Origin of the sequence: Nocardioides sp. NPDC047086 (assembly GCF_040643685.1) — a bacterium.
Lineage (GTDB): Bacteria > Actinomycetota > Actinomycetes > Propionibacteriales > Nocardioidaceae > Nocardioides.
Window position 1 is genome coordinate 172,369 of the sequence record NZ_JBEYUV010000002.1, and the last position, 26,139, is coordinate 198,507.

The window sequence follows — 26,139 nt, forward strand, 5'->3', positions numbered from 1 at the left end:
CAGGCTGGACCGGGAGTTCCGAAGTCACCCAGCGACCCTTCGACAAGCTCAGGACACCGCCCCAGAACTTGCGGGTCGACCAACTGGATCGCCGGTACGGAGATTTCGTACGAAGGTTGCGATGTCTTGCTGGAGCCCCGGGTGCGCGCCCTGCAGCGGGTCCTCTTTCCCGACCACTTCCGCAATGTCCGCCAGGCAGTCGGCCACGATCGAGTCGGCACGACGTACGCCCCACTTCGTGATCTCGGCGACCAGATCAGCCGTCGTGAGACCGGCGTGGCGGTAGGTCCCGTCGACAGCGAGAGCCATCTTCCCGTCGATGTCGGCGATGTGGGTCTGAGGCACTACGTCGTAGGCGGGCGCAAGGCGAGGCTCGTCGTCGAGCGGGTGGAGGATACCGAGGTTCTTGGCGTGCATGTCGAGGTTGCCCACGGCGACCGCGAGCACGACCATCCGCGCGAGAGTCACCATGTCAGCCGACTGCGTGGTCCGCTGGAGCGTGTCGGCGATACGACGCAGGCTCACCAGACCGCCGTACTCCTGATACTTCTGATCCCCCGATGCTCCCAGCGCCTGGCTGAAGTCCTCCTGATGGATCCGTCCGGCGGCCGAGCGGTCGAAGCGCTCGATGATCAGTGTCGGCAGACCGTCGAAGTCGTCGATCCAGACGTCGTGACGGGCCAGCCCGAGCGCTCGCGAGATGCGGGCGCCGTACTCCTCGTCGAAGATCACGCTCGGACGCCGCTCCAGCCGCGGCTTGAGGATGTGGGTCGTCGGATGACCACCCAGCGCCCGCGCCCACCCGCCGTCCTGACGAACGAGAACGACCTTCGGCTGCACGCCCGCGAGAGACGACTTCCCGAGCAACGACTCGTTGGCCAGCGGCGCACCGACCGGGTCCTCGAGCAGTTGTCGGACTCCGGCATCGTCGACGGGTCGAAGCGACGGCGTCTTCGGCTCCGTCGGGTCGTCGAGATCCCAGATCTGGAGCGCTCCCGCGACATCACGACCATAGCGAGCGAGGAACCCCAAGGTGTCCCCGCGCCGCAGCCCCGCCTGACGCAGCATGTAGTCGTACTGGTCGCCCTCGGGCAACAGCTCAGCGAACCAGTTGCGGCGCCGTGAGGCCTGATGCTTGCGCGACACGACGACCAGCGGAACCGCCACCGAGAGCACGGAGCTGTTCGCGCCGAAGCGATCGACTCCGTCACTGCTCGGGATGAAGTCGTACGTCGCAGGCTGGCCGGTCAGCTCGCCGATGACCGTGCCGTAGAGCTCAACCGCCAGACGCATCGCGCTCGTCCTCCCAGGTCGCGGTCAGCTCGACTCCTGTCGCACGCATCATGTCGAGCAGGCGGCGTACGTAGATCGTCGACTTGCCCGATTCGACGTCGCTGACCGTGCTCTGCGGCACGCCGACCGCAGCCGCCAGATCCGTCTGCGTCATGCCGCTGGCCAGCCTGGCCTGCTGAATCGCCAGCCCGAAGTCCGCGGGCGCCCGCAATCGCGCACGACTCATCTCACTCGCTCCTTCTATCGCGATTCCACGATACAACCAGAGTATCGCGAAATCGCGATAGCGCAACGGTATCGGGATTTCGCGATGCGGCGGGAAGATCGGTCTCGGCGCAGGCATCGAGCCGTCTGCATTCGCGACAAGCTCGAAGGTCGCAGCCACCAGGTGACTGCGACCTTCGAGTCAACCGTCCGGTCAGGCGCCGGCGGCCTCGCGCTCTTCAAGCTTCGTGAGGCAGATGTCGACGATCATGTCTTCCTGGCCGCCGACCAGACCCCGGCGGCCGCACTCCATGAGGATGTCGCGGGTGTCGACGCCATAGCGAGCGCTCGCGTTCTCGGCGTGCCGGAGGAAGGACGAGTAGACGCCGGCGTAGCCCATCGTCAGCGTCTCGCGGTCGACGCGGACGGGGCGGTCCTGGAGGGGACGGACGATGTCGTCGGCCGCGTCCTGGAGCTTGAACAGGTCGCAGTTGTGCTTGAAGTCCGACAGGTTGGCGACCGCGATGAACGCCTCGATCGGGCAGTTGCCGGCACCGGCGCCATGACCGGCCAGGGACGCGTCCACCCGGTAGACGCCGTTCTCGACCGCGACGACCGAGTTGGCCACCGAGAGCGAGAGGTTCTCGTGGGCGTGGATGCCGATCTCGGTCGCGTCGTCGAGCACGGATCGGTAGGCGCGGACCCGGTCGCGTACGTCGTTCATCGTCAGCCGGCCGCCGGAGTCGGTGACATAGACGCAGTGCGCGCCATAGGACTCCATCAGCTTCGCCTGCTCAGCGAGCTGCTCGGGCGGGGCCATGTGCGAGAGCATCAGGAAGCCCGAGACGTCCATGCCCATCTCCCGCGCGGCGGCGATGTGCTGGGCCGAGACGTCGGCCTCGGTGCAGTGCGTCGCGACGCGCACGGACCGTACGCCGAGGTCGTAGGCCCGCTTCAGGTCGTGGATGGTGCCGACGCCGGGGAGCAACAGGGTGGTCAACCGGGCGTTCTTGATGACCGAGGCGGCCGCCTCGATCCACTCCCAGTCGGAGTTGGAGCCGGGGCCGTAGTTGACCGAGCCGCCGGTCAGGCCGTCGCCGTGGGCGACCTCGATGGCGTCGACGCCGGCCTCGTCGGCGGCGACCACGATCCGCTTGACGTCCTCGGGCGTGATCCGGTGACGTACGGCGTGCATGCCGTCGCGCAGCGAGACCTCTTGGACATAGATGGGAGTGCTCATCGCGCGGCCTCCTTGGACGAAGCGCTCTGCTGTTTGGTCGCTACCGCAACGTGCTCGGCCATCTGCAGCGCGGCCGAGGTCATGATGTCGAGGTTCCCCGCGTACGCCGGGAGGTAGTGCGCAGCGCCCTCGACCTCGAGGAACACCGACACCTGATGCGTGGGCCGGGCGTCGTCGGCCGAGGCGAGCAGCGTCTCCACCGGCTGGTCGTCGGGGATCTCCTGCACCTGGACCTTCTGCTTGAGGCGGTAGCCGGGGACGTACGCGGAGACGTCACCGACCATCTTCTCGACCGACTCGGTGATCTCCGCAGTCAGCTCCTCGAGGGACCGCGACCCGCCCTCGACCAGGGCATACACCGTGTCGCGCATGATCAGCGGCGGCTCGGCCGGGTTGAGGATGATGATCGCCTTGCCGCGCTTGGCGCCGCCGACCTGCACGATCGCGCCCGAGGTGGTCTCGGTGAACTCGTCGATGTTGGCCCGGGTGCCGGGACCGGCGGAGCGCGAGGAGATCGAGGCGACGATCTCGCCGTAGGCGACCGGCACCACCCGCGCGACCGCGGCGACGATCGGGATCGTCGCCTGCCCGCCGCAGGTCACCATGTTCACGTTCGGAGCGTCGATGTGCTCGTCGATGTTGACGGCCGGGATGACGTACGGCCCGATCGCCGCGGGGGTGAGGTCGATCAGCCGCTTCCCGTAGGGCTCCAGCGCGGCCGCGTTGGCGACATGCGCCTTGGCCGAGGTCGCGTCGAAGACGATCTCGATGTCGTCGAACCCCGGCAGGGCGATCAGCCCCTCGACGCCGTCCGATGTCGTCGCGAACCCGAGACGCTCGGCGCGGGCCAGGCCGTCGGAGGCCGGGTCGATCCCGACCATCGCGCCCATCTCCAGATGCTGCGAGGTACGCATCACCTTGATCATCAGGTCGGTGCCAATGTTGCCCGACCCGATGATCGCCACTTTCGTCTTGGCTGTGCTTCCCACTGGCATGAACCTCACTTCCCTACGCTGAAGGTCACCGAGCCGAGGCCCGACACGGTGGAACGAACGGTGTTGCCCGGGGCGATAGGCCGCATCGGGCCGAGCGCGCCGGAGAGGATGAGCTGGCCGGCACGCAGCGGCTCACCGAAGTCACGGGCACAGCGAGCCAGCCACTGGACCGCGTTGACCGGGTCGCCCAGGCAGGCGGCGCCGGTGCCGGTCGAGACCTCCTCGTCGTCGATCGACATCGACATGGTCACCTCGCGCGGCTCGAACTCGTCGAGCCGCCGGCGCTCGGTGCCGAGGACGTACGCCCCCGCGGAGGCGTTGTCCGCGACCGTGTCGCCGAAGGCGATCTTCCAGTCGGCGATGCGGCTGCCGCAGATCTCGATGGCGGCGACGGCGTAGTCGATGGCCTCGCGCACCTGGTCGTAGGAGAGGTCACCGTCGGCCAGATCGTCCGCGAGGACGAAGGCGATCTCGGCCTCGGCCCGCGGCTGCAGGATCGCCTCGGCGGGGAGCGTGCCCCCGTCGGCGTACGCCATGTCGTCGAAGAGCACGCCGAAGTCCGGGGTGTCCACGCCGATCTGCTCCTGCACCGCCTTGGAGGTGAGCCCGATCTTGCGGCCCACGATCGTGGCGCCACCGGCCACGCGGGCGGCGGTGAGCCGCTCCTGGATCGCGTACGCGGTCGCCAGATCGGTCGCATCGAGCAGGTCCCGCATCGGCGGCACAGGGATGCCCGTGGCGGCTGCGGTCAGCAGCCTGTCGGCAGCGGCCGCGACGGCGGCGTCACCGTCAGCGCCATCGGCGACAGCGGGCGAGGAGGTCACTTCGTTCATGCGACCACGGTCTCAGCAGACGGCCCCGGCACCAGCGTGCGCGTCCCGCTGACCGGTACGGTGATCTCATGCCGCACCAGCCTGCCGACCTCGACACCGTGCTCGGCAAGGCGGTGACCATCCTGCGTGCCTTCACGGTCGACGACCAGGTGCTCTCGCTGGCCGAGCTCGTCCGCCGCACCGGACTTCCCAAGGCGACCGCGCACCGCGTCGCCGGCGACCTGGTCACCAACCGCCTCCTGGACCGCACCAACCTCGGCTACCGCCTCTCCGGCGGTCTCTTCGAGCTCGGCATGCGGGCCTCGGTCGAGCGCTCGCTCCTGGAGCTGGCGATGCCGTTCCTCCAGGACCTCTACGAGCGCACCCACGAGACCGTCCACCTGGGCGTACGCGAGGGTCACGACGTCGTCTACGTCGCCAAGATCGGCGGCCATCGGCAGGCGAAGTCGCCCTCCCGGGCGGGCGGCCGGATGCCCGTCCACTGCACCGCGATCGGCAAGGTTCTGCTCGCCTACGCCGACCCCGAGGCACAGCAGGAGATTCTCAGCAGCCCCCTCGAACGACGTACCCCTCACACGATCGTCGCGCCCGGCCTGCTGGAGAGGCAGCTCGCTGCCGTGCTCGAGAACGGCGTCGCCTTCGAGCGCGAGGAGTCGGCCGTCGGGCTGCAGTGCATCGCGGCTCCGGTCCTGGCCGAGGGCGGCGACAAGGCGCTGGCCGCGATCAGCGTCACCGGCCCGGTCGGCCGCTTCCGGCCCGAGGCCCATGTGACCCTCGTCCGGGCCGCGGCCCAGGGCCTCTCCAGCCTGGCGAGCCGCCGCCGCTCCCTGTCCAACTGAGGCTGGTCAATCGGTGCGCGCCGGAGGCAGGTCGGCCAACCGGGCGTCCGGGTGCGCCCGGACCGCGTCGAGGAGCTCCAGCCAGGCCCGCCCGACCTCGTCGAGCCTGTCCTCGGACACGAGCCGGAAGGCCGCGGCTCGCAGCACCTCGACGTCCACCTCGGGCGTACGCCCGGCGGTGCGCAGACCGGTCAGCACCTCCTCGACCAGCTCGGTGGGCGCGGCAGAGTCACCGGCCAGCGCCCACTCCAGCTCGCCCTCGGTCGCGACACCGTCCTCCGTCACAGCTTGACCCAGTAGCGCCGGGTGGGGCCGTAGCCGTAGGCAGCCGCGTCGATGACGTCCTGGAGCTCGCCACCCTGGGACTCGATGGTGCGAGCAGAGGCGGCGTTGTCCTCGTCGCACGTGATCAGGACGCGCTCCAGTCCTAGCCCGCGGGCCTCGTCGAGCACCAGGCCGAGCGCTCGCCGGGCGTGCCCCTGGCGACGGGCGGAGGGCTTCACCGAGTAGCCGATGTGCCCACCGACGTTCTCCAGGAACTCGTTGAGCGCGTGCCGCAGCTGGATGAACCCGACGACCTCACCGTCGTCGGTGATCCAGAAGGACGAGGCGTGCACCCGCCCCGCGGGCGGCGGGACCGCGAGGTCCCGCTCCCGCGCCGCCTTGGCGACGAGCCGCTCGCACGCCTCCCGGCTCACGTCGGCGGCCTCCTCGTCGGGGATCCCGGCGCCGTCGAGGTGAGCCCCGCCGAACTCGGCGACGCACGCCGCCCAGGAGTCGTAGAGATCGATGGTGGGAGCAGCGAGGCCAGTCATATCGCAAGAACATCAGCCGGCGGTCGACCGAGCAAACCGTTATCCCGATCCACTCCCCGTCGTACCCAGATCAGCCGTCGATCACCACGGTCCCCTTCGCGCGCGAGACGCACAGGATCATGTGGCCGTCACGTTCGTAGTCGGCCAGCGCGTGATCACGGTGCTCGACCTCGCCCTCCAGGATCCGGACCCGGCAGGTGCCACAGAAGCCCTGCTGACACGAGTACGCCTGGGCCGGCCGCACCCGGCGGACCGCGGTCAGCGCCGACTCCTCCGCGCCCACCTCCACCTCGACGTCGGAGTCGCCGAGGCGTACCCGGAACGGGCGGCCGCCGAGCACCGGCGGCGGCGAGAACCGCTCGTAGTGGAGCGTATCGATGAGCGGGTCGGGGATCTGCGCGCGGATCGCGTCGATCATCGGCATCGGCCCGCAGCAGTAGAGCGCGGCACCCTCGGGCGCCATCGAGATGATCTTGGCCGCATCGGGCACGCCCATCTCGTCGTCCGGCCACAGCTGGACCTCGTGGTCCCCGACGATCTCCCGGATCTCCGCCAGGAACGGCATCGTCTCGCGCGAGCGACCCGTGTAGACGAACTCGTACGGCACGCCCCGCCGCACCACGTCGCGCAGCATCGGCAGGATCGGGGTGATCCCGATGCCGCCGGCGACGAAGAGGTAGCCGGCCGGCGAGTCGACGAACGGGAACGCGTTGCGCGGCCCCTTCAGGACGAGCCGGTCACCGACGGAGAGGTAGTGCGCCTCCACCGACCCACCGCCTCCGCCCGCGGTCGGCTCGATCCGCCGCACGCTGATCCGGTAGGCGGAGAGGTCGTCGGGATCGGAGTTGAGCGAGTACTGCCGCAGCCGCCCGCTGGGCAGCACGACGTCGACGTGCGCCCCCGGGTCCCAGGCCGGCAGGTCGCTGCCGTCCTCACGCTCGAACCAGATCGCCCTGACGTCGAGGCCCTCCTCGTCGATCCGGCTGACGCGTACGTGCAGATCGCGGTCGATCCGCCCGAGCGGCCTCCGGCGCCGCCAGGAGCGGTAGGCGGCCTTGGTCCAGTAACCCCCGACGATCGCCTCGAAGCCTCGGTAGAGCCGTGAGTCCGGGATGTCGGGGACGGTGTAGCGCGCAGGCTTGGTCACGCGCCCACCTCCGTAGCGCAAGCGCCAGGGTACGGACGCGGGCGCGTGATGTCTTGTTGGTTCGCTCGCTGACGCTCGCTCACTTGCCCTCCGCGCCGTGCTGCTCGGCGATGGCATCCGCCCGCAGCGCCGCGGGCGACTTGGCCAGATAGCTCACCGCCTGGGCGGTCGAGCCCTCCTTGGACGGGTCGTAGTTCGGCAGGAAGAACTTCCACGTCGCCCACCCGATGCGTACGACACCCGGCACCAGCCCACGACGCTCGGCGTCGATCAGCTGGAAGAGCCCAGCCTTCGGCCGCTTCGCCGGATCGGGCTCGGTCGGGTCGTTGTTCATCAGGTAGCCGGCGCCGCGCCACCACAGGACGAGCAGCGCCGTGCCGCCGAGCAGGTAGGAGCGGACCCGACGCAGGTAGCGCCCGTCGACGTGCTGGAAGACGTCGTAGGCCACGTTGCGGTGCTCGACCTCCTCCGCCCCGTGCCAGCGCAGCAGATCGAGCATCGTCTCGTCGGCGCCGGCCGCGTCGAGCGCGGGCGAGTTGAGCACCCAGTTGCCGAGCACGGCGGTGAGGTGCTCGAGGCCGGCGATGATCGCGGCACGCTCGATCAGCCACTCCTCCTTGGCCCGGCCGGTCAGGTCACGGTCGCCCAGGATCTTGCGGAACAGCGCCTCGATCTCGGCCGCGAACGGGCGTACGTCGAGGCCGTTGTCGGTGAAGTAGTCCTGCACCTCCTGGTGGGCGGCGGCGTGCACGCCCTCCTGCCCGATGAAGCCGATCACGTCCTCGCGCAGCTGGTCGTCCTCGATCAGCGGCAGGATCTCGGAGAAGACCTTGACGAACCACCGCTCGCCCTCGGGCAGCAGCAGGTGCAGCACGTTGACGTAGTGGGAGGCGAAGACCTCGCCCGGGATCCACACCAGCGGCAGCCTGCTCCAGTCGAACTTCACGTTCCGCGGGTGGAGAGCCACCTTGGCCGGCTCGTGCCCGCGCTTGCTCTCGCTGCTGGTCCTGCTCATCGCACACCCTCCTTCTCGATGAAGGCCACGATCTCGCCCGCGACCAGCTCGGGTTCGGCGGCCACCACCCAGTGTCCGCCGTCGATGACCTGGGTGACCAGCGACGTCGCGTACGCCCGGGGCGCCTCGGTCTGCAGCGGCACCGTCACGTAGTCGTCGCCGCGCGGGGCGATCACCAGCACCGGCACCTTCGTCGACCGCGGCTGCGGCCGGAGCAGCTTGCCGAGGAAGTTGGCGCGGTAGAGCTCGACTCCGTTGACCTGGTCCTTCGTCGGCCGCGGCCCGCCACCGACGAACCGGGCGAGCAGCCCCGAGCGCACCATCGCCTCGGGCAGCAGCGGCAGCTGAAAGGCGAAGACGTACCAGGAGTGGGCCAGCTGCCGCAGCGAGCTCCCCAGGTGCGCCCGCTCGCGCAGCCACGTGGTCGCCATCCCGAGGTCGGGCCCCGAGATCGAGACGTACGTCGCGATCCGGCTGTCCAGGGCCGGGTCGGTCACCGACTCCCAGGTCTGGATCGAGCCCCAGTCGTGCGCCGCGACGTGCACCGGCGCATCGGGCGAGACGGCGTCGATGACCGCCTGGAAGTCCGCGGAGAGCTGCGCCAGACGGTAGCCGGCGGTCGAGTCGGGAACCCCCGACTCACCCGTGCCTCGTACGTCATAGGCGACGACATGGAATCGCTCGGCGAGCACCTGTGCGACCCCGTCCCAGACGGAGTGGTTGTCGGGGTAGCCGTGAACCAGCACCACCGTCGGCGCATCGGCGGGCCCCCGCTCGTAGACCGCGAGATCCAGCCCATCGGTGGTCTCGACCAGCCGCTTCGTCACCTCGGTCACCTGGTTCACTCGCCGGCGATCGTTCACGCGTCCTCCTCCGATAGCAGGTGTCTCATCAACAGATTAATGAGACACCGTGTCCGCATACAATAGCAAGCACCGATCTCGGAGCGCGGAAAAGGATCGGCCCGCCGCAGACATCGTCTGCGGCGGGCCGGTCGGGAAGCAGCGGCTACGAGGCGCTGTGGGAGTCAGCGAGGCGCGACTCCTCGGCAGCATGCTCCTCGAGCTCCTTGCGGCGGCGCTCGACCTGCAGAGCGACCTCGGCAGGGTCGTCGATGAGGGCAGCCATACCGCCCGGGACGCGTTCGAGCGCTTCACGGGCGAAGATCTGCTGCATGGTGGTGGTGCGCTCCGAGCGGTCCTTGCCGATGAAGGACATCATCCAGTGCAGCGTCGCGGTGAGCCGGTTGCGGAACCCGGTCATGTAGGCCAGGTGGACCAGCAGCCAGCCGAACCAGGCCAGGACACCGGAGAGCTTGAAGCTGCCCATCATCAGGACCGCGTTGAAGCGGGAGATGGTGGCCATCGAGCCCTTGTCGAAGTACTTGAAGTCGCCGGGCTCCGGCTTGTTCTTCAGCCGGGCCTTGATCGTCTTGGCCGAGTGCTTGCCACCCTGGATCGCGACCTGGGCGACGCCGGGCAGGTGGTTGAGGTTGATCATGTCGCCGACCACGAAGATCTCGGGGTGGCCAGGCAGGGTCAGGTCGGGGTTGACCGCGATCCGGCCGGCCCGGTCGAGCTCGGCACCGGTCTGCTCGGAGAGCGTCTTGCCCAGCCCGGAGGCCTGAACACCGGCGGCCCAGATCTTCGCGATCGAGCCGATCCGCTGGGTCTTGCCGTCCTTGAACTTCATCTCGATGCCGAACTCGTCGACGTGGGTGACCATCGCGCCGAGGACGACCTCGACACCGGCCTTCTCCAGCGCCTTCTCGGCCTTGGCACCGAGCTTCTCGCCGAACGGCGGGAGCACCTGCGGCGCGGCGTCGACCAGGACCACCCGGGCCTTCTCGGACTGGATGTAGGTGAAGTCCTTCTTCAGCACTCGGCGGGACAGCTCGGCGATCTGGCCGGCCATCTCCACACCGGTCGGACCGGCACCGACGACGACGAAGGTGAGCAGGTCACCGATCGGCTCGCCGCGCGAGGCGGTCAGCTCGGCGATCTCGAAGGCGCCGAAGATGCGGCCGCGCAGCTCGAGCGCGTCGTCGATCGACTTCATACCGGGAGCGAACTCGGCGAAGTGGTCGTTGCCGAAGTAGGACTGGCCCGCGCCGGCGGCGACGATCAGCGAGTCGTAGGGAACGTGGATCTCCTGGTTGAGGATGCCCGCCCTGACCGTCTTGGCCTCGGTGTCGATCTCGTTGACCTCGCCGAGCAGCACGGTGGCGTTCTTCTGCCGGTGCAGGATGTCGCGGGTCGGCGGGGCGATCTCGCCCTGCGAGAGGATCCCGGTCGCCACCTGGTAGAGCAACGGCTGGAACAGGTGATGGGTCGTCTTCGCGATCAAGGTGACCTCGACGTCGTCACGGCCCTTGAACGCCTTCGCGGAGAAGAGCCCCCCGAAACCGGAACCGATGATGACGACCCGGTGCTTTGCCTGGTCCGCTGACATTGACTAATCCCCTACCTCAAACGAGACCTTTTGAACGTTCCACCTCATATTCTGAACCATTCCGGCGGATCTGTTCATTCCCGGGCACGACTACTTCGTCACAATTGCCGGACGGCCTCCGAGTATGCGCTCCGCCCGCGTGTCCGTTATCGAGTCGAAACCCATTGACTTTAATCTGTGAGGGCGACCGGGACCTTGTGCCCTAGTGGTCCATGGCTCGGATCAGACACCTTCAAGTGCGGAAAATTCTTGCAACGAACAGCACACAACGAGACCGTGTGTATGCCGAGCCGCGAGATCGGAGGAGGAGACATGCCGTTGAGCCGGCCGGCTCTCCTGCTTCGCACCGGTTCCCGCGCCGTCCAGGACGCCCGCGTCTGGGTCCGCGCGGCCTGCGAGGAGATCGATCGCACCGACCTCGTCGACTGCGCCGAGTTCGGTGTCTCCGAGCTGGTCTCCAACGCGCTGTTCCACGGCACCGCACCGGTCACGATCCGGATGCGCGGCACCGTCGACCACCCCCGCGTCGAGATCCGTGACGGCTCGACCGAGCCGCCCCTGCTGCCGGTCCCGCTCGCCCTCGACGACGAGGACGAGGTCCTGCTGACGGTCGGTCGCGGACTCTCGATCGTCGCCAGCGTCTCGGAGGCATGGGGCGCCGACATCGACGCGTCCGGCAAGACTGTCTGGTTCGCCCCCGCGGCCGAGATCGACGAAGGTGACGGTGTCGAGGGCGTGATCACCGGGCCCTCCGGCGCACCACCGAAGCCCGAGCGTCTCGGCCCGGAGGCGGTCGAGGTCAGCATCCTCGGCGTGCCCCTCGCCCTCTACAAGGGCTTCCAGCAGCACTTCCGGGAGCTGCGGCGCGAAGTACGCCTGCTCTCGCTCGCCCACGCCAACGACTACCCCCTCGCCGCCAGCCTCTCGGCCCTGTTCGGCTCGCTGGAGCGCCAGCTCCTCGACGGCCTCGGCCACGGCCAGCTCTCCGGGGTGATCGGATCGAGCTCGGGCCGCGACCGGGAGACGGCAGACCTGCACGTACGCATGCCGCGGTCCGCGGCCGACACGATGCGCCGCTTCCTCGACATGCTCGACCTCATCGACGAGTTCTGCCGCCAGGAGCGGCTGCTCGTCCTGGCCCGCTCCCCCGAGCAGGTCACCTTCCAGCGCTGGTTCCTCGGTGAGTACCTCACCCAGGCCGCCGGCGGCCGCCCGACCAGGTGGAGCGCGGCCCAGATGACCGGCCCGCTCCGCTAGAACCCGTACGCTGACCGCGTGCTTCGTGAGCATGGCGACCTGCTCGCCCCCATCGCCGCCGGTGGAGCGCTCGGCTCACTGGCCCGCTGGGGCCTCACGACGGCCCTCCCCCACGGCGGCCACTCCTGGCCGTGGGCGACCTTCCTCACCAACCTCTCCGGCTGCCTGCTGCTGGGCGTGCTGATGGCTTTCGTCCTGGGCCCGTGGTCCACTGTCCCGTTCTGGGGCCGCTACCTGCGCCCGTTCCTCGGGGTCGGCGTGCTCGGCGGCTACACGACGTTCTCGACCTACGAGCTCGAGACGTACGTCCTGGGCGGGCACATGCCCGCGATCGCGATGCTCTACCTGCTCGCCTCGGTGGCCTGCGGGATCGGCGCCGCCTGGCTCGGGCTGACGCTCGGCCGGGTGGTCGTGCTCGACAGCGGCCGAGAGGTCGTGGTCGGCGGCATCGACCCTGACCTCGACCCCGACCCCGGCGCTGCCCCGGATCCGGGCCGAGGAGCGGAGCGGTGACCGCGCTCCTGGTCGTGCTCGGCGGCGCGATCGGTGCCCCGGCGCGCTACCTGTCCGACCTCTACGTCCGGCGATGGACCGGCGCGGACTTCCCGTGGGGGACGATGGCGGTCAACGCCGTCGGCTCGCTCGTGCTCGGTCTGCTGGCGGGGGCGGCCGCGAGCGGCGTACTTCCCGGGTGGGTGCTCACCCTGGTCGGCACCGGCTTCTGCGGGGCCCTGACGACGTTCTCGACCTTCTCCTACGAGACCGTCCGCCTAGCCGAGGACGGCCGATGGCGGTCAGCCGCACTGAACGTCCTCGGCTCCCTCGCCGTGGGGAGCGCCGCGGTCAGCCTCGGCTGGCTGATCGGGTCGACCGTCTAGGCCCTAGGCCCAGCCGAGCTGGTGGAGCTTGTCGTCGTCGATGCCGAAGTGGTGGGCGATCTCGTGGACGACGGTGATGCGGATCTCGGCGGCCAGGTCGGCCTCGTCCACGCACATCTGCTGGAGAGGCTGGCGGAAGATGAAGATCCGGTCCGGCAGGGTGAGGCCGTAGAGGTCGTTGCGGTCGGTCAGCGCGACGCCGTCGTAGAGCCCGAGGGTGTCCCGGGGCTCGCCCTCGGGCGGCCACTCCTCGACGAGCACGACGAGGTTGTGCACCTGGGCGGCGAGCTCATCCGGAATGGCGTCGAGCGCCTGGTCCACGAGTTCGTCGAAGCGCTCTGGGCTGATCTCAATCCCCACAGTGGACATTCTGCCGGGTGACAGATACGACTACGCAACTGCTTCCGAAGTATTTTTCCGAAGGTTTGCGCGAGCCTGGCGCTCCAGGTCCCGCTGGTGGAGCTCTCCGTTGCGCGGGCGGCCGCGGGTGCGCTTGCGCGCGACGACGATTCCCTCGTAGAAGACCTCGCCTCCCCACACGCCGTGCGGCTCCTGCCGGGCGATCGCTCCCTGCAGACAGGAACGCTGCAGCGGACACGTACGACACAGCTCCTTGGCGCGGTCCGCGTCGGCGCTCGTCGCGGCGAACCACAGGTCCGCGTCCTCGATCGCGCACGGGAGCTCGCTCCAGTGCACGCCGGTCGTCTCTCTAGCCGTCGCCACAGGCGAACCAGTCATCACAGCCCCATCCCCTCGCCGATCCCCGTCGTCAGGGATACCCACTGAAGAGGGTGGTCGGATGGCCTGTCAGTTTTCTGTCAAGAGGCAGGTGTGTGGAGCCGTCATGCAGAGTTGAGATGTCATCTACATCAGGGGATTCCACAACATCGCGACCCTGCTGGTACAAACTGTCCACACTAGTGGGAGGAAGGGCTAGGGTTTGCGAACATGCGCTCAATGAGAAGGGCCTCGGCGTCCATCACCGTAGGCCACCGACCCGTGGAGGATTTCCACCGACGGATGGCGCATGATCCCAACAGCCGAGCCATCGCCTCGGAGACCCGTGACTGGCTCCTGGTGAAGTCGTTGCTGCAGCCCGGTGAGGTCCAGTGGGCCCGGGTCGCGGTCAAGTTCCCCCATGAGGGGAACGCCTCGGGTCACGCCTTTCTGACCGACCGCCGGGTGATGTTCGAGTTCCACGAGCGCGTCTTCTCCGTCAACCTGGCCGTGCTCACCTTCATCGGTGTTCCTCCGCCGCCCAGCCTGGGCGACTTCATCATCGAGGCGCTGGTCCCCGGTTCGTCCTACTCGACGACGATGAAGATCCGGGACAAGGACGCCTTCCACGACTTCTTCCCGACCCTCGACTACGCCGCGCGAGCCGCCGGCGCGCAGGTGAACGTCGACACCAGCTGGGGCGGTGAGTACGGCACGGGCAACGCCTACGGCCAGCCCACCCCCACCAGCTACGGTGTCGCGCCGGCACCGGGGTCCTACCCGAACCCGGGGTCTTACCCGAACACCGGCTCCTACTACCCCAACCAGGGCTCGTACGGCACCAACACCGGCGCCCAGCGCACCGTCGGCAGCGCCTACGGCGGTCAGGCGGGAGCCCAGCAGCGCGCCCGCGAGGAGGCCGCGCTGATCGAGGCCAACCTCGCCCACGCGCTCCCCGCCTTCCTGCACGAGGGCGAGTCGATCGTCGCCGGGGCCGACATGATCCAGAACATGACCGACGTCGAGATGAAGGTGATGGCCACCGAGTCGCGCCTGATCGTCGTCGAGGGCAACATCGTGTGGGCCTCGCCGCTGGACCACACCCACGTCATCTACGCCGGTGGCGAGCGCAGCCACCTGCGCCTGCTGGCCGAGCGGGTCACCGAGACCATGGCGCTGACCCCGGGACCGCCGACGGCCAACCCGTCCGACCGGCGCCGCCTCGTACTTCGTACGCTGCGTGACGCCGCTGCCGGTGAGCAGCTGCACAACCACCTGACCACCAACGGTGGCCAGGTCTTCGACGCCTGGCCCGAGTAGTCGGCCGCCGCGTACGACCTTCCTCCTCGAATACGACGAGAGCCCCAGCCGATCGGCTGGGGCTCTCGTGTTGGTCGTGGATCAATCCTGCGGGTTGAAGAACAGGCCGAGCGCGACGGCCCAGACGACGTGCCACAGGTAGACACCCAGGACGGTGCCCCAGCCGAGGTTGATCGAGAAGAAGCCCGGGTCGATGCCGATGACGTCCTCCGGGTGGAGGGCCGGGATCCACCAACCGCAGGACGCGGTGGCGAGGAACATACCCATGCCGAGCGAACGCGCGAGGTTGCTCGAGGTGGTGTGGGTCTTGCCGAGCCACGGGAAGATCACCAGGGCGTAGGCGAGCGCGAAGACCATGCCGTTGAAGTAGTGGAAGCCCATACCGGCGAACCACTGCGAGACGGCGAAGCCGGCCTCGTTGGCGGTGGCGTTCGGCGTCAGGATGACGCCGTTGAAGAACGCGAAGTCCAGCGGGCCCTCCATGATGCCGAGGCCGTAGATCCAGTAGCCGAACATCGTGGCGAGCTGGGTGGCACCGAAGCCGGCGATGAGCGCGCCGATGAGACGGTTGTTGTTGACGAACTGCGGCCAGTGCGTACCGGTCGTCTGCGCCATCACGGCCGGCTGCTGGATCGCCGGCTCCTGGTATTGCGGCTGGGCCTGGGACTGCTGCGGACGCTGGTCCCAACCAAGGGCGGGGGGCTGCTGCTGCGACGGAGCGGCCGGGGTGCGGTAGGCACCGTTCGTCTGCATCCGTGACGCAAGCTCGTCCGCACTCGCCGCATGGGGCGGCCGATGCGGGTAGTACGACGACATGGTGGTGTTGCCTCCTGAATACCGAACGTCTTAGTCGTTCCCCCGTGCCCTGCCGAGTTGCGACGTCGGCACAAGCGGCAGAATCCTCTCACGAGAGGACAGCAGCCCGCACGTTACCGTCAAATCGGCTTATATCCCACACGGTCGAACGGCCCGAACCGGGGGTGAGATCGAGGGATCTCCGGCCCGAGACTCCTGCCGAAGCAGGACGACCACCCTCCCACGCTCGAGGCCCGTCGCGCTCGCCACAGCCCGGCGTGTCCCGCCGTCCCGGAACAACACCCGACCCACAAGTCACACCAACGGAAACAAGACCCTCCAGCCACACCAAACAGGGGCAAATGGCGAGACCATCGAGCGCATCACGAACCGTGTTGGTCTCGACACGCCTCCGCCTATCGGCTCCGGCGGCTCGACCAGCGAAACGACCGCCCAACCCAGCGAACGCTCGACCCCGAGGAACTAAGGGGTGCGGGGTATCCCCGCCGCGCGCGGAGCGCGCCATATAAATCGAGAAACGACGTGGGCTGCTTTGCAGCCACACGTCGTCTTCGTTTCGAGCGACCCTGACGAGACTTGAACTCGCGACCTCCGCCGTGACAGGGCGGCGCGCTAACCAACTGCGCTACAGGGCCTTGTTTGTTTCCGCTGTGTGCGGCAACGGGAAAAACATAGCCCATGGGTGCGGGGGATTCACAATCGGGGACGCGTCCTACTCCTCGAAGGGTTCATCGCCCTTGGGCTCCTCGTCGGTGAGGCCTTCCACGAGCCGGTTCTTGACCATGTAGGCCATGGCCCGTTCGGCCGCGCGGGCCTTGCGCCGGAGGGCTTCGACGCCGGGGGCCTTCTCGTCGCTGTAGGCGGCCAGCCGAGCGACCTCGCGCCCGGTCTGACGCTGGATCTCGGACATCGCGAGCCAGACCCCCAGATCCTGTTCGAGGCCTTCGCGGGCGCGCAGGATCGCGGCGGTGAGGAGCTGGATGACGGTGACCTCGACGTCCTCGGCGGTGGACGAGCTGGAGACGAGGGTGGCGGCGATGGTGCCGGCGCCGGTGGTGGTGATCGCACCGGCGGTGACGAGCCCGCCGACCATCCCGCCGGGCCCGAAGGCGGAGAGCGCGCCGACGATCGCCGCTCCTCCGGCCAGTCCGGCGGGGGCGGCTAGGGCGAGCCCGATCGGCCCCGCGACCAGCACCGCGGCGCCGATCCCGATGCCGACCCACAGCTTCCACTGGTCGACCGGGTAGACGGCCTTCGACGCGGACTGCATCGCGATGTGCAGGTTCTCGCCGAGTCCTCCCCCGAGCCCCATCCAGACCGTCAGGTCGTGGAATGCCTGGCGGCGTACGTCGTCGGGGACGTCGATCTCATAGGGCCGCACCGGGTTGGCGGTCGCCAGCGCGACCAGGGCGAGGACGGCCTCCTCCTTGGAGAGCTGGGTCAGCGGCTTGGGCCGGGGCAGGTCCCGGACCCCCGGGCCCTCCGAGAACGGCACTGTCGGCGAGACGCGGAGGTCGAGGAGCTGCTGCGGGATGCGTACGCCATCGGTCCGGTAGTTCTCGATCAGCCGCTCCAGGACCTCGTGCTGGACGACACGGAGAGCGGCGCCGAAGCGTTCCTGGGTGGCGCCCTTGAGGTGGTCCCGGAGGAACTGGGCGTAGGCGAGCCACAGCGCCAGGCGCACCTCGAGGGAGTTCAGCGAGACGTCGGGGGTGCCCTCGACGACCGCCACTTCTTTGCTGAGGGAGCCGAACAGGCCGCGCCCGATCGCGTTGGCGACCGGCTTGGAACGGAGGTAGGTGGTGGTGCGGTGGTCGAGGCCGAGGCCGACCTGGAGGTCGAGCGCCCAGGGGAAGTGCCGCCAGATGCCGCGCAGGCCCGTCACCGCGTCGCCGTTGCTCCACACATTGACCCACCAGCCGACGTGGTCGACCGGCGCCTTCATCTCGAGGCGGTCGGAGTCCTCGTGGAGGTTCGGGTGCGCGGCCGGGCTGCCGATGGTGACCAGCCCGGTGACAGTCAGCTTCGGCGGGAGCCGGCGGAGCAGGTCGATCGCAATGATCGAGCCGAGGCTGTGGCCGACGATGACGATCTCCCCCTCCTCGGGGAGCTCGTCGAGAACCATGCGAAGTGTCCGTGCCCGGATGCCGGGCTTGGTCACGTAGTTGTGGGCCTGCCGGAGCACCCGCAGCACGATCGGAGCCAACGAGTCGGTCACGCCGACCGGCGAGGCGGGCACGGGTTCACCCAGGACCGACTCGAGCTCCGCGGTCGCACGCTCGACCCGGCGGCGTACGTCCCGCTGCTCCTCGGCGCTCAGCTTCGGAGCCGTGATCGGCGGGATCTTGATGGTCTTGTCCCCGTCGGCGGTGCGGAGCACGTCGGGATACTTCGGCGCGATCACCTCGACCTCGTCGAGCCCCGGGTAGCCGGCGTCCTGCAGCGAGCTGTCCAGCGCGCGGCGCCAGGCGTCGCGGGGGTCGCCGTTGCCGACGCCGTGAAGATAGAGAAGCGAGACCACCCCTCGATTCTCTCGCATGACTCGGCCGGCTGATTGTTTCTCGGGATTGGTGTGGGCCGCCGACCCGTTCTCGATGGTTTCTCGACCTGCCCCGGAGTCGAGAAACATCTGGCTGACTATCGGGCCACCCCACCCGACCGACGGCGGCAGGCACCCACCACAAGAGCACCGCCCCGTACGCCCAGGGAAGAGACTCAGTCGGCATCCAGCCCCTGCTCGATGGCGTAGCGCGTGAGCTCGACGCGGTTGTGCATCTGGAGCTTGCGCAACGTGTTCTGTACGTGGTTCTGGACCGTGCGGTGGGAGAGCACGAGGCGGTCGGCGATCTGGCGGTAGCTCAGACCCTTGGCGACGAGCTTGAGGATCTCGGTCTCGCGGTCGGTGAGCATGGGTTTGTCGCCGCGCACCTCGGTGGCGGCGCTGTGCTGGAACTCGCCCAGGACCATGCCGGCGAGGCCGGGGGTGAAGACCGGGTCGCCGTCCGCGACGCGGCGTACGGCCTCCAGGAGCTCGTCGCGGGAGGCGGACTTGACCAGGTAGCCGGTCGCGCCGGCCTTGACCGCGGCGAGCACGTCGTTCTGCTCGCCCGAGGCGGAGAGGATGAGGACCTTGGTCGTGGGGTGCAGGGCGATGACCTCGGTGGTGACCTGGACGCCGTCGGGCTCGGGGATCTGCAGATCGAGCACCACGACCTCCGGCCGGGTCGCGGCGAACCGGGTGATCGCCTCGCGGCCGGTGCTGGCGGTGGCGACGACCTCGAAGCCCGCACCGGTCAGGTCCCGCTCGACCGCGTCGCGCCACATCGGGTGGTCGTCGACGACCATCACTGTGCTCATCCATCCACTCCTGTTCGGGGGACCGTGAGCTCCCACTCGGTCCCGGTTGCTCCGGTGATCAGCTCTGCCTTGCCGCCGAGGTCCTCGATCCGTCCACGGACCGAGCCGACGATGCCCAGCCTGCCGTCGCGTTCGGCCTGCGCGACCCGACCGTCCGCGATGCCCGGCCCCTCGTCGCGCACCGAGACCTCGACATGATCGGGGAACGCCTGCAGGAGCACCCAGGCGCGGGCGTCCTCACCGACGTGGCGGCGTACGTTGTCCAGGGCCGCGCGGGTCGCGGCGAGGATCTCGCCGACCCGGCGTGCGGGCATCTCGACGGCGTTGGCGGGGCCGGACACGGTCACGGTGCCGGTCTCGAGCTCGGCGAGAGCGGCGGCGAGGTCGGCCATCCCCTGAGCCGGTCCGACCGCCGAGCCCTGGCCGGGCTGCTCACCGCGGATCAGCAACCGCAGCTCCCGCTCCTGCTCCCCCGCCAGCCTGCCCAGCTCGGCGGCGTCACCGCCCAACTCGCCCCCGCGCCGCTGGACCAGGGCGAGGACCTGGAGCACCCCGTCGTGTACCGCCCGGGCGAGCCGTGCCCGCTCCTCCGCCCGCGCGGCCGCACGCTGCGCCTCGTCGCGCTCGAGCGCCATCCGCTGGACCGACTCGCACATGTAGCCGACCACCGGGCCCGCAATGACCAGCAGGAACGCGTTGCCGTAGATCGACTGGTCGATCTCCTGACGGAGCACGAGATCGGCGGCCGCCAGCGCGACGCCCGCCAGCAGGCCACCGATCCAGCGATAGTGGATCGCGCACGCGAGCAGCGCGCCGCTGACCCAGAACCCAGGCACGCTCGCCTGGAACCCCGGGCCCTTGACCAGCGGGGTCACGAGCAGTAGGCCGAGGGCGACCGCCAGGTCGGCGCCGATGAGCACCGCCGTGCGACGGCTCGGCTCTGCGTACGCCCAGAGGACGAAGACGGTCCAGCCGATCATGACGAGCGCACAGACCAGCGCGGCCGTGGGCGAGACGAAGTTGCCGGCCCGGTAGACGGTCAGCCCGACGGCGTTGATGAGCACCACCACGCGCAACACGGCGAGAGCCCGGAAGAGCCTGCTCTCGACCTCGATCGCCGCCGGCGACGTCCATGCACTCACGCTGGCACCCATGCTGGGAAGTGTGGCATCCGCGCGACCCCGTGCGTCGTGGATATGAGTATCCGTGCGGATGCCGGTGGGCCTGGCCCGCGGCGAGACTCGAGACATGGAAAGACTGTGTACCCCCTACCGGATTCGAACCGGCGCTACCGCCGTGAAAGGGCGGGGTCCTGGGCCGCTAGACGAAGGGGGCCTGCCGGGACATCCTAGAGGCCTGCGTCCGAGGCCGCCAAAGCGAGGCCGCACGTCCGGTTTCGGGTCCCGATTCGGAACGTCGCGGTCGCTTCCGGTAATGTTTCACCTCGCTTGGGCAGGTAGCTCAGTTGGTACGAGCGATCGCCTGAAAAGTGATAGGTCGGCGGTTCGACCCCGCCCCTGCCCACAAGCAACAACCGGCTTCGACCTGCAGTTATGGGTCGAAGCCGGTTGTCATTCGGGATCAAGTCTCAGCGCACACCCTGCGTTTCCCGCACGCGCATCGGCGGATCTACGCAAGGATGGTTGGCTGTGAAGTACGCCGATCCTGGTCGCTGCCCCGACTGCCGCGAGGCCTTCGAGCCCGGCACCAGCCCCTGCCCGCACTGTGGGCTGCCGCTGGAGAACGCCGTCGCGCAAGAGCTCTACGGCACCCTGCTGCGGGCCGACGTACTCATGACGCGGTTGCGTTCGATCCGGGAGGAGGCGAACCGGGCCGCGCGACGGACCCCGCCGCCCGCTCCCCTGCCGGTCGGGGCGCCGCCCGCGGCACCGCCGCAGATCCAGCCCGAGCCCGACGCCACACCCCTCCCGGCGCCGGCCCCGGCGCCGGCCGTCGCCATGGCCGGACCGGCGCCGTTCCCCGGCGCCCCGGTCGCCCGGCGAGCGCCGATCACGGTGCCGCTGATCCTGGTCGGCGTCGGCGTGCTCTTCCTGCTGGTCGCGGGCGTCATCTTCCTCGCGGTCGCCTGGGCCACGATGGGCGTCGGCGGCCGCACCACGATGCTGCTCGTCTTCACCGCGCTCTTCACGATCGGGGGCGCGGTGCTGATGCATCTCGAGCTGCGCGCCGGCACCGAGGGCGTCTGGACGCTCGCGCTCGGTCTGCTCGCCCTGGACGTAGCCGGGATGAAGTACGCCGGTTGGCTCGGTGGAGCCGACTGGGACCGTGGCTTCCTGGTCGTCGTCGGCGTGGTCGTCTTCCTGGCCGGCACCACGATGTCCCTGATCGGCGCGCGCAGCGAGAAGCTCGACTCGGTGATCGGACCGCAGGTGGCGGCCGCTGCCGGTGTCCTCACCGCCCTGATCGGTCTCGAGCTCATCTCCGACCTCATCTGGTTCCCGCTGGTCGCCGCGGTCATCGCCCTCCTCGTGGTGATCGTGGCGAGCAAGACCGACCTGCAGGCGCTGACCATCGGCGCGATGGTCGTGATGGCGGGCTTCTGGCTGATGCTGATCGTCCGCGGCCTGGCCGACCCGGCGCTGACCGGTTCCGAGCTCCTGACCGGAGGCACTCTGCCACTGCTGCTCGGCGCCGCCGCGGTGCTGACGGTCGTGGCGCTGCTGTTCCCGCTGCCCAAGGACGCGAAGGTCGCGATGGTCGGGGTCTCGCTCCTCATCGCCGCCTACACCTTCACCCAGCCCGCTCTCGATGACGGCGCGGTCACCCTGACAGTGGTGGCCGTGGTGGTCACCCTGGTCGCCGCCGGCGCGCTCCTGGCGCTCCCCCGGCCCTGGCGCTGGGCCGCCACCGCGTTGACGCCGTACGCCGCGGGCCTGGGCATCACCGTCCTGATCCTGGCGGTCTCGGCCGCCGTCCGGCTCGCGGCCGTGCCGTGGACCGAGTCCGCGTTCTCCCCGGTGACCGGTCCGGAGCCGTTGCTGCCGGGCTGGCTGACGCTGCCGGCACTGCTCGCGATCCTCGCCCTCGGCACCGCCTGGTTCTTCCGGTTCAACCCGCCCGCGTTCCGCACCTACCGACCCACGATCGGCTGGATCACCCTCGCAGGCGGCGTCACCGGGTTCGCAATCACGGCCGCCTGCTACGGCGCCCCGCTGCTGTTCCCGGCGCTGCTGCTGCTCGGTGTCGCCGTCTCGCTGGCCTGGTGGGCGGAGCGGTGGCCGCGACTGCTCGCCGCCGGCATCTTCGGGCTGGTCGCGCTCGCCGCCGCGCTGCCCAGCGACCTGCTCACCGTGGTCGTCGCGCTCGCGCTGGCGGCCGTGGCTGCGTACGCGGGTCAGGGTCTGCTCGGCACCGAGCGCGAGGTCGCCGCCAGCTACTCGGTCACGACCCTCACCCTCGGCCTGTGGTCGCTCGCGCCGCTGATCGACGTGGAGCGGCAGTGGGCCGCGTGCGTGATCGTGACGGTCCTCGGACTGATCACGCTCTTCCGCTTCCGAGGGTCGGGCTGGTGGGCGACCGTGGCCTGCGCCGCGATCTCGATCGGGATCGGCGCGGTCGACGTCACCTGGGCGGCGATCCTGCTGACCATCGCCACCATTCTCGCCGCAGCCATCGGCGTGCACCACCGCCAGCCTCCCGCGCTGGCCGTGGCGGGCACCGTGGGGCTCGGCGCGGCCACGGCCGCGGTCCTCTCCAACGACGTGCTCGCGCTGGCGGTGACCCTCATCCTCACCGCCCTGGGCATCATCGTCGACCGCGTCCAGTCCGGCACGACCAGGGAGGTCGCGACCGCCTACTGGATCCTCGCGCTGACCGCCACCGTGTGGCAGGCGGCCCGGCTGGCCGACGTCGACCGTCCCTACACCGCAGTGGTGGTCGTCGTGGCGATGGGCGTCATCGTGCTCGTACGCCGCAGTCCCGCCATCGAGGCCGCGGCCGCCACCGGCGCCGCCGTGTCGATCGGTCTGGGCTCCTTCGGCGAGGCCGGCGTGTTCGACACCGACTGGCTGTCGATCCTGCTGCTGATCGCCGGTGTCATGTGTATCGCGACGATCCTGCGCCACGAGCCACAGCAGTCCGGACCACGGCTCACGGTCGCCGGCCTGCTCGGCCTGGGATCGCTCGGCGCCGCCTTCGGCAACGAGTTGCTCGCCCTGGTGGTGGCCGGCGTCCTCACCGCCGCCGCGGTCGCCGTGGACCGCCTCACCCAGGAGCTGCAGACCAAGGCCGTCACCGCCCCGTACTGGATCGTCACGCTGACAGCCTTCTGCTGGATGTTCGCCTCCCTCACCGACATCGCCGAGCCGCACACCGCGGCCGGGATCATCGTGATCCTGGCCCTCGTGACCATCTTCCGGCTGCTGCCCTCGGCCGAGATCACCGCCGCCGTCGCCGCGGTCGTCTCGATCGTCGTCGGCACCGTCAGCTTCGGCCCCACGATCGTGCTGACCCCGGACGGGCCGACCGCGGTCGGATCGAGCGGAGACGATCTCCCCTGGCTGAGCATCCTGATGATCCTGCTCGCCGCCGCCGTCTCCGCGCACGCGATCGCCCACCACGAGCGGCGCTGGCTGGGTTGGGTCGGCGCCGGCCTGGCTACCGTTGCGCTCTGGATCCGGCTGGCCGACACGTCGGTCACGACCTGGGAGTCCTACACCCTGCCGCCCGCGATCGCGCTGCTCGTCTTCGGCGTCGTCAAGCTCCGCCTCGACCGCGAGGTCGCCTCGCTGCCGGTGCTCGGGCCGGGCGTCTTCCTCGCCCTGGTCCCGTCCGTCCCGGCAGCCCTCCAGGACCCGGTCTCCATGCGGACCGCCGTGCTCGGCATCGCCTGCCTCGCCTTCATCATCGGCGGTGCCTGGCTGCGCTGGTCGGCACCGCTGGTCGGTGGCGCCCTGGTCGCCTCCGTCCTGGCCCTCGCCCAGATGCCGTCGGCCCACAGCCTGCAGCAGTGGTGGGTGCTCGGCGCGGCCGGACTCCTGCTGCTCTTCCTCGGCATCACGTGGGAGGCGCGGCTCCACGATCTGCGTCGGGCCACGGCCTATGTCCGGGGGTTGCGTTAGGGCGGGGCCCACGCGCCCGGAAGACTGGAGCCGATGTTTCCCGAATTCGAGGTCGTACGCCGCCAGCGCCCCGTCACGATCGCGGTCGAGTCCACCGGCTTCCCCCGGCCAGCGGCCAACGCCGCGATCGAGGCTGCCTGTGACGGTCCGGTCTCACTGACCTTCGCCTCGGGCGGGGACGTGCTCACCGGGACCTACGACGGGCGGCGGGTGTGGCTCGCGGTGACGACCGGGTCACGGCGTACGTCTCATGCGAGCCGGCGCCACGGCAGGGCCGGGCGCGGGGTCGGCCGGTTCGCGCTCACGCTGACCGGGACGATGCTGACCGCGCTGACCCGTGAGGCGAGCGGAGCGTGGGTGGCCCGAGCGCGGGTGGATCTCACCGAGGTCGGGATCGAGCCGCGTGAGGAGTCGTGGCTCAGCGGCCTGACCGCGGACCACGACGGCTCTGCCGACGACGTGCGCGCGGGCGCCTTCGGTCAGCTGGGCCTGCGCGACATCCGGGTGGTGACGTACGCCGACGGCTCCCCGTTCCGCGAGGAGGACGGCACCCTGCTGCTGACCGCCACCAGCGCCGGACCGGGCTTCTTCCCCACGGCGCACACCTCGGTGTGGTCGCTCGACCCGGTGACGTACGACCTCGTCCATCGTGGCGCGCTCTACTTCCGCCGCAGCGCCGATCGGCCCGGGCTCCGCTCCGGCAAGCAGGTGGTCTACGGCGACCACGCGACCCACCTGGTGCGCGACGGCGCGGAGTGGCTGGTCACGACGAGCACGTGGGGAGGGTTCAAGGCCCCGGACGAGAGGCAGCCGTCCCGGCCCTGGAGCCCGGTCGGTGTCGTCATGGCACGCACCGACGCCGACCTGACCCGAGGGGAGCACGTCCTGGACGCGACCCCGTTGGCGCTGCCGACCGACGGGCTCACGTCCGTCGGAGTCTGGGATCCGCACCTCGTGCGCCGCGACGGCGAGTGGCTCGTCGGCTACGTCAGCGCCGAGAGGTACTTCGACTTCCATCCCGTGCTCGCCAGCGGGCCGAGCCTGGACGCGCTCACCCTGCGGGCAGCGCGAACCGACCGCACAGCCACCGAGGGCACCACGCTCGTCCCGCTGGACGGCACAGTCGTCGTCGGCGCCAGCGACGGACGCGACAATCCGCGTCGCGTCCGTGCTCGCTACCCGATCTTCGACCTGGACCTCAACGAGGTCGCAGAACTCCGGTCGGCGTACGTCTCGAACCTTCCGTGGCCCACTCTGATCCCACTGGGGGACGAGTGGTTGCACGTCGCCTTCGACGGCACGCCTCACGGCGGCCGGCTACCCGGCTACGGCACTCACGGGGAGGTTGTCCTGAGCCGATCGACCCGGGGCCGATCGGTCTGAGGGATGTCGACCAAAGACGTTGCCGCCGTTGGCCGACAAGCCCTAGTCGCGCGAGGATCCCGCGTCGTAGTCCGACCAGTCGTCGTAGTCGTCCGGCTTCTGATCGGACTTCTGACTGGTGTCTTCATCACCGTGAAGTTCGCGCGCAAGGGCCCCGAAGTCCGTCTCATAGGTCCGGTACTTCAGGTCGCGTGCGACCTTCGTCTGCTTGGCTTTCGCTCGGCCGCGCCCCATAGGGTCCAGCCCCCTCGTCGCACTTGGCCGGGATTGTCCCGGGCTGTTCACAGGTTTCTCGTAGGGATAACGCTACCGGTTCATGCCAAGAAACCGCACGCCGGGGTGTCGAAAATCCGTTCGCTAGCAGCGAATGTTACTGAGGTCACACGAATCTGAGCCTGACGACTCGTCATTCGCCGTTCACCCGGACGACAGATTGAGGGGCCGGACGGTTGTCTCGCCGCGCATAGCCTCCCTTCCGATTCTTGGGAGACCTGACAC

The 26,139-nt window shown here is 69.5% G+C and carries 25 protein-coding genes and 3 tRNA genes; 8 read left to right on the forward strand and 20 right to left on the reverse strand.

Translation table 11 applies throughout. The features are described 5' to 3' along the window. Positions 1-48: 48 nt before the first annotated feature. From ABZ796_RS02735 to ABZ796_RS02755, 5 genes are all read right to left on the reverse strand, one after another. Positions 49-1,293 (reverse strand): HipA domain-containing protein, encoded by a 1,245-nt coding sequence (locus ABZ796_RS02735; protein ID WP_357334431.1) that lies wholly within the window; start codon positions 1,291-1,293, stop codon positions 49-51. Further along, positions 1,277-1,519: a helix-turn-helix transcriptional regulator gene (locus tag ABZ796_RS02740; RefSeq protein ID WP_357334433.1), complete on the reverse strand. Its 243-nt coding sequence runs from the start codon at positions 1,517-1,519 to the stop codon at positions 1,277-1,279. The genes ABZ796_RS02735 and ABZ796_RS02740 overlap by 17 nt, the downstream gene beginning before the upstream one ends. A gap of 192 nt (positions 1,520-1,711) precedes the next feature. After that, positions 1,712-2,737, reverse strand: coding sequence for a 4-hydroxy-2-oxovalerate aldolase (gene dmpG, locus ABZ796_RS02745; protein WP_357334435.1), 1,026 nt, complete (start codon positions 2,735-2,737; stop codon positions 1,712-1,714). Beyond that, positions 2,734-3,726 carry an acetaldehyde dehydrogenase (acetylating) gene (locus tag ABZ796_RS02750; protein ID WP_357334437.1) on the reverse strand — a complete coding sequence of 331 codons (993 nt, stop codon included), beginning with the start codon at positions 3,724-3,726 and terminating at the stop codon, positions 2,734-2,736. Before ABZ796_RS02750 ends, dmpG begins: the two co-directional genes overlap by 4 nt. A gap of 11 nt (positions 3,727-3,737) precedes the next feature. After that, complete coding sequence (locus tag ABZ796_RS02755; protein ID WP_357334438.1) at positions 3,738-4,565, reverse strand: fumarylacetoacetate hydrolase family protein; 828 nt, start codon at positions 4,563-4,565, stop codon at positions 3,738-3,740. A gap of 68 nt (positions 4,566-4,633) precedes the next feature. Here ABZ796_RS02755 and ABZ796_RS02760 point away from each other — a divergent pair, with 68 nt between their 5' ends. After that, entirely contained in the window at positions 4,634-5,404 is a 771-nt protein-coding gene (locus ABZ796_RS02760; RefSeq protein ID WP_357334440.1) for an IclR family transcriptional regulator, read from the forward strand. A 6-nt stretch (positions 5,405-5,410) separates the two neighbouring features. Here the strand turns inward: ABZ796_RS02760 and ABZ796_RS02765 are convergent, their stop codons facing one another. The 6 genes from ABZ796_RS02765 to ABZ796_RS02790 all read right to left on the reverse strand — a co-directional run bounded on the left by ABZ796_RS02765 (position 5,411) and on the right by ABZ796_RS02790 (position 10,832). Continuing rightward, a complete protein-coding gene (locus ABZ796_RS02765) occupies positions 5,411-5,689 on the reverse strand; it encodes a hypothetical protein (protein WP_357334442.1) in 279 nt (92 codons plus the stop codon). Continuing rightward, the gene (locus ABZ796_RS02770; protein WP_357334444.1) at positions 5,686-6,219 is read right to left on the reverse strand and encodes a GNAT family N-acetyltransferase; all 534 of its coding nucleotides are present in this window, start codon (positions 6,217-6,219) and stop codon (positions 5,686-5,688) included. Before ABZ796_RS02770 ends, ABZ796_RS02765 begins: the two co-directional genes overlap by 4 nt. Positions 6,220-6,289: 70 nt before the next feature. After that, a complete protein-coding gene (locus ABZ796_RS02775; protein WP_357334446.1) occupies positions 6,290-7,366 on the reverse strand; it encodes a PDR/VanB family oxidoreductase in 1,077 nt (358 codons plus the stop codon). 79 nt (positions 7,367-7,445) lie between these two features. After that, positions 7,446-8,381, reverse strand: coding sequence for a metal-dependent hydrolase (locus ABZ796_RS02780; protein ID WP_357334448.1), 936 nt, complete (start codon positions 8,379-8,381; stop codon positions 7,446-7,448). Next, positions 8,378-9,244: an alpha/beta fold hydrolase gene (locus ABZ796_RS02785; RefSeq protein ID WP_357334449.1), complete on the reverse strand. Its 867-nt coding sequence runs from the start codon at positions 9,242-9,244 to the stop codon at positions 8,378-8,380. Before ABZ796_RS02785 ends, ABZ796_RS02780 begins: the two co-directional genes overlap by 4 nt. 145 nt (positions 9,245-9,389) lie before the next feature. Beyond that, entirely contained in the window at positions 9,390-10,832 is a 1,443-nt protein-coding gene (locus ABZ796_RS02790) for an NAD(P)/FAD-dependent oxidoreductase (RefSeq protein ID WP_357334450.1), read from the reverse strand. 312 nt (positions 10,833-11,144) lie between these two features. Here ABZ796_RS02790 and ABZ796_RS02795 point away from each other — a divergent pair, with 312 nt between their 5' ends. Genes ABZ796_RS02795 through crcB form a run of 3 tightly spaced genes read left to right on the forward strand, consistent with a single transcriptional unit; the run spans position 11,145 to position 12,967 of the window. Beyond that, complete coding sequence (locus tag ABZ796_RS02795) at positions 11,145-12,089, forward strand: ATP-binding protein (RefSeq protein ID WP_357334452.1); 945 nt, start codon at positions 11,145-11,147, stop codon at positions 12,087-12,089. Between the two features lie 18 nt (positions 12,090-12,107). After that, the gene (locus ABZ796_RS02800) at positions 12,108-12,602 is read left to right on the forward strand and encodes a CrcB family protein (RefSeq protein WP_357334454.1); all 495 of its coding nucleotides are present in this window, start codon (positions 12,108-12,110) and stop codon (positions 12,600-12,602) included. Next, entirely contained in the window at positions 12,599-12,967 is a 369-nt protein-coding gene (gene crcB / locus ABZ796_RS02805) for a fluoride efflux transporter CrcB (protein ID WP_357334455.1), read from the forward strand. Before ABZ796_RS02800 ends, crcB begins: the two co-directional genes overlap by 4 nt. A gap of 3 nt (positions 12,968-12,970) precedes the next feature. On the opposite strand, the gene ABZ796_RS02810 is transcribed toward crcB, so the two are convergent. Both ABZ796_RS02810 and ABZ796_RS02815 read right to left on the reverse strand, forming a co-directional pair. Beyond that, a complete protein-coding gene (locus tag ABZ796_RS02810; protein WP_357334457.1) occupies positions 12,971-13,327 on the reverse strand; it encodes a metallopeptidase family protein in 357 nt (118 codons plus the stop codon). Positions 13,328-13,357: 30 nt separating this feature from the next. Next, positions 13,358-13,705 (reverse strand): WhiB family transcriptional regulator, encoded by a 348-nt coding sequence (locus ABZ796_RS02815; protein ID WP_357334458.1) that lies wholly within the window; start codon positions 13,703-13,705, stop codon positions 13,358-13,360. Positions 13,706-13,987: 282 nt separating this feature from the next. Between ABZ796_RS02815 and ABZ796_RS02820 the strand changes: the two genes are divergently transcribed. Beyond that, positions 13,988-15,004: a resistance to Congo red protein gene (locus ABZ796_RS02820; protein WP_357334460.1), complete on the forward strand. Its 1,017-nt coding sequence runs from the start codon at positions 13,988-13,990 to the stop codon at positions 15,002-15,004. An 81-nt stretch (positions 15,005-15,085) separates the two neighbouring features. Here the strand turns inward: ABZ796_RS02820 and ABZ796_RS02825 are convergent, their stop codons facing one another. From ABZ796_RS02825 to ABZ796_RS02850, 6 genes are all read right to left on the reverse strand, one after another. Beyond that, positions 15,086-15,757, reverse strand: coding sequence for a hypothetical protein (locus tag ABZ796_RS02825; RefSeq protein ID WP_357334462.1), 672 nt, complete (start codon positions 15,755-15,757; stop codon positions 15,086-15,088). Between the two features lie 624 nt (positions 15,758-16,381). Continuing rightward, positions 16,382-16,455 (reverse strand) — tRNA-Asp (locus ABZ796_RS02830). A gap of 77 nt (positions 16,456-16,532) precedes the next feature. Beyond that, positions 16,533-18,341 carry a hypothetical protein gene (locus ABZ796_RS02835; protein ID WP_357334464.1) on the reverse strand — a complete coding sequence of 603 codons (1,809 nt, stop codon included), beginning with the start codon at positions 18,339-18,341 and terminating at the stop codon, positions 16,533-16,535. A 194-nt stretch (positions 18,342-18,535) separates the two neighbouring features. Next, positions 18,536-19,177, reverse strand: coding sequence for a response regulator transcription factor (locus tag ABZ796_RS02840; protein ID WP_357334466.1), 642 nt, complete (start codon positions 19,175-19,177; stop codon positions 18,536-18,538). Next, on the reverse strand, positions 19,174-20,319 hold the full coding sequence (locus ABZ796_RS02845; RefSeq protein ID WP_357334468.1) for a DUF5931 domain-containing protein: 1,146 nt from the start codon (positions 20,317-20,319) through the stop codon (positions 19,174-19,176). The genes ABZ796_RS02840 and ABZ796_RS02845 overlap by 4 nt, the downstream gene beginning before the upstream one ends. A gap of 120 nt (positions 20,320-20,439) precedes the next feature. Continuing rightward, positions 20,440-20,512: transfer RNA gene (locus ABZ796_RS02850), tRNA-Glu, on the reverse strand. 115 nt (positions 20,513-20,627) lie between these two features. Between ABZ796_RS02850 and ABZ796_RS02855 the strand changes: the two genes are divergently transcribed. The 3 genes from ABZ796_RS02855 (at position 20,628) to ABZ796_RS02865 (ending at position 25,641) form a co-directional block, all read left to right on the forward strand. Then, positions 20,628-20,701: transfer RNA gene (locus ABZ796_RS02855), tRNA-Phe, on the forward strand. Between the two features lie 125 nt (positions 20,702-20,826). After that, positions 20,827-24,258, forward strand: coding sequence for a hypothetical protein (locus ABZ796_RS02860; protein ID WP_357334469.1), 3,432 nt, complete (start codon positions 20,827-20,829; stop codon positions 24,256-24,258). Positions 24,259-24,291: 33 nt separating this feature from the next. Beyond that, positions 24,292-25,641: a hypothetical protein gene (locus ABZ796_RS02865; RefSeq protein ID WP_357334470.1), complete on the forward strand. Its 1,350-nt coding sequence runs from the start codon at positions 24,292-24,294 to the stop codon at positions 25,639-25,641. A 42-nt stretch (positions 25,642-25,683) separates the two neighbouring features. On the opposite strand, the gene ABZ796_RS02870 is transcribed toward ABZ796_RS02865, so the two are convergent. Beyond that, a complete protein-coding gene (locus ABZ796_RS02870) occupies positions 25,684-25,875 on the reverse strand; it encodes a DUF3073 domain-containing protein (protein WP_045551786.1) in 192 nt (63 codons plus the stop codon). Positions 25,876-26,139: the final 264 nt, after the last annotated feature.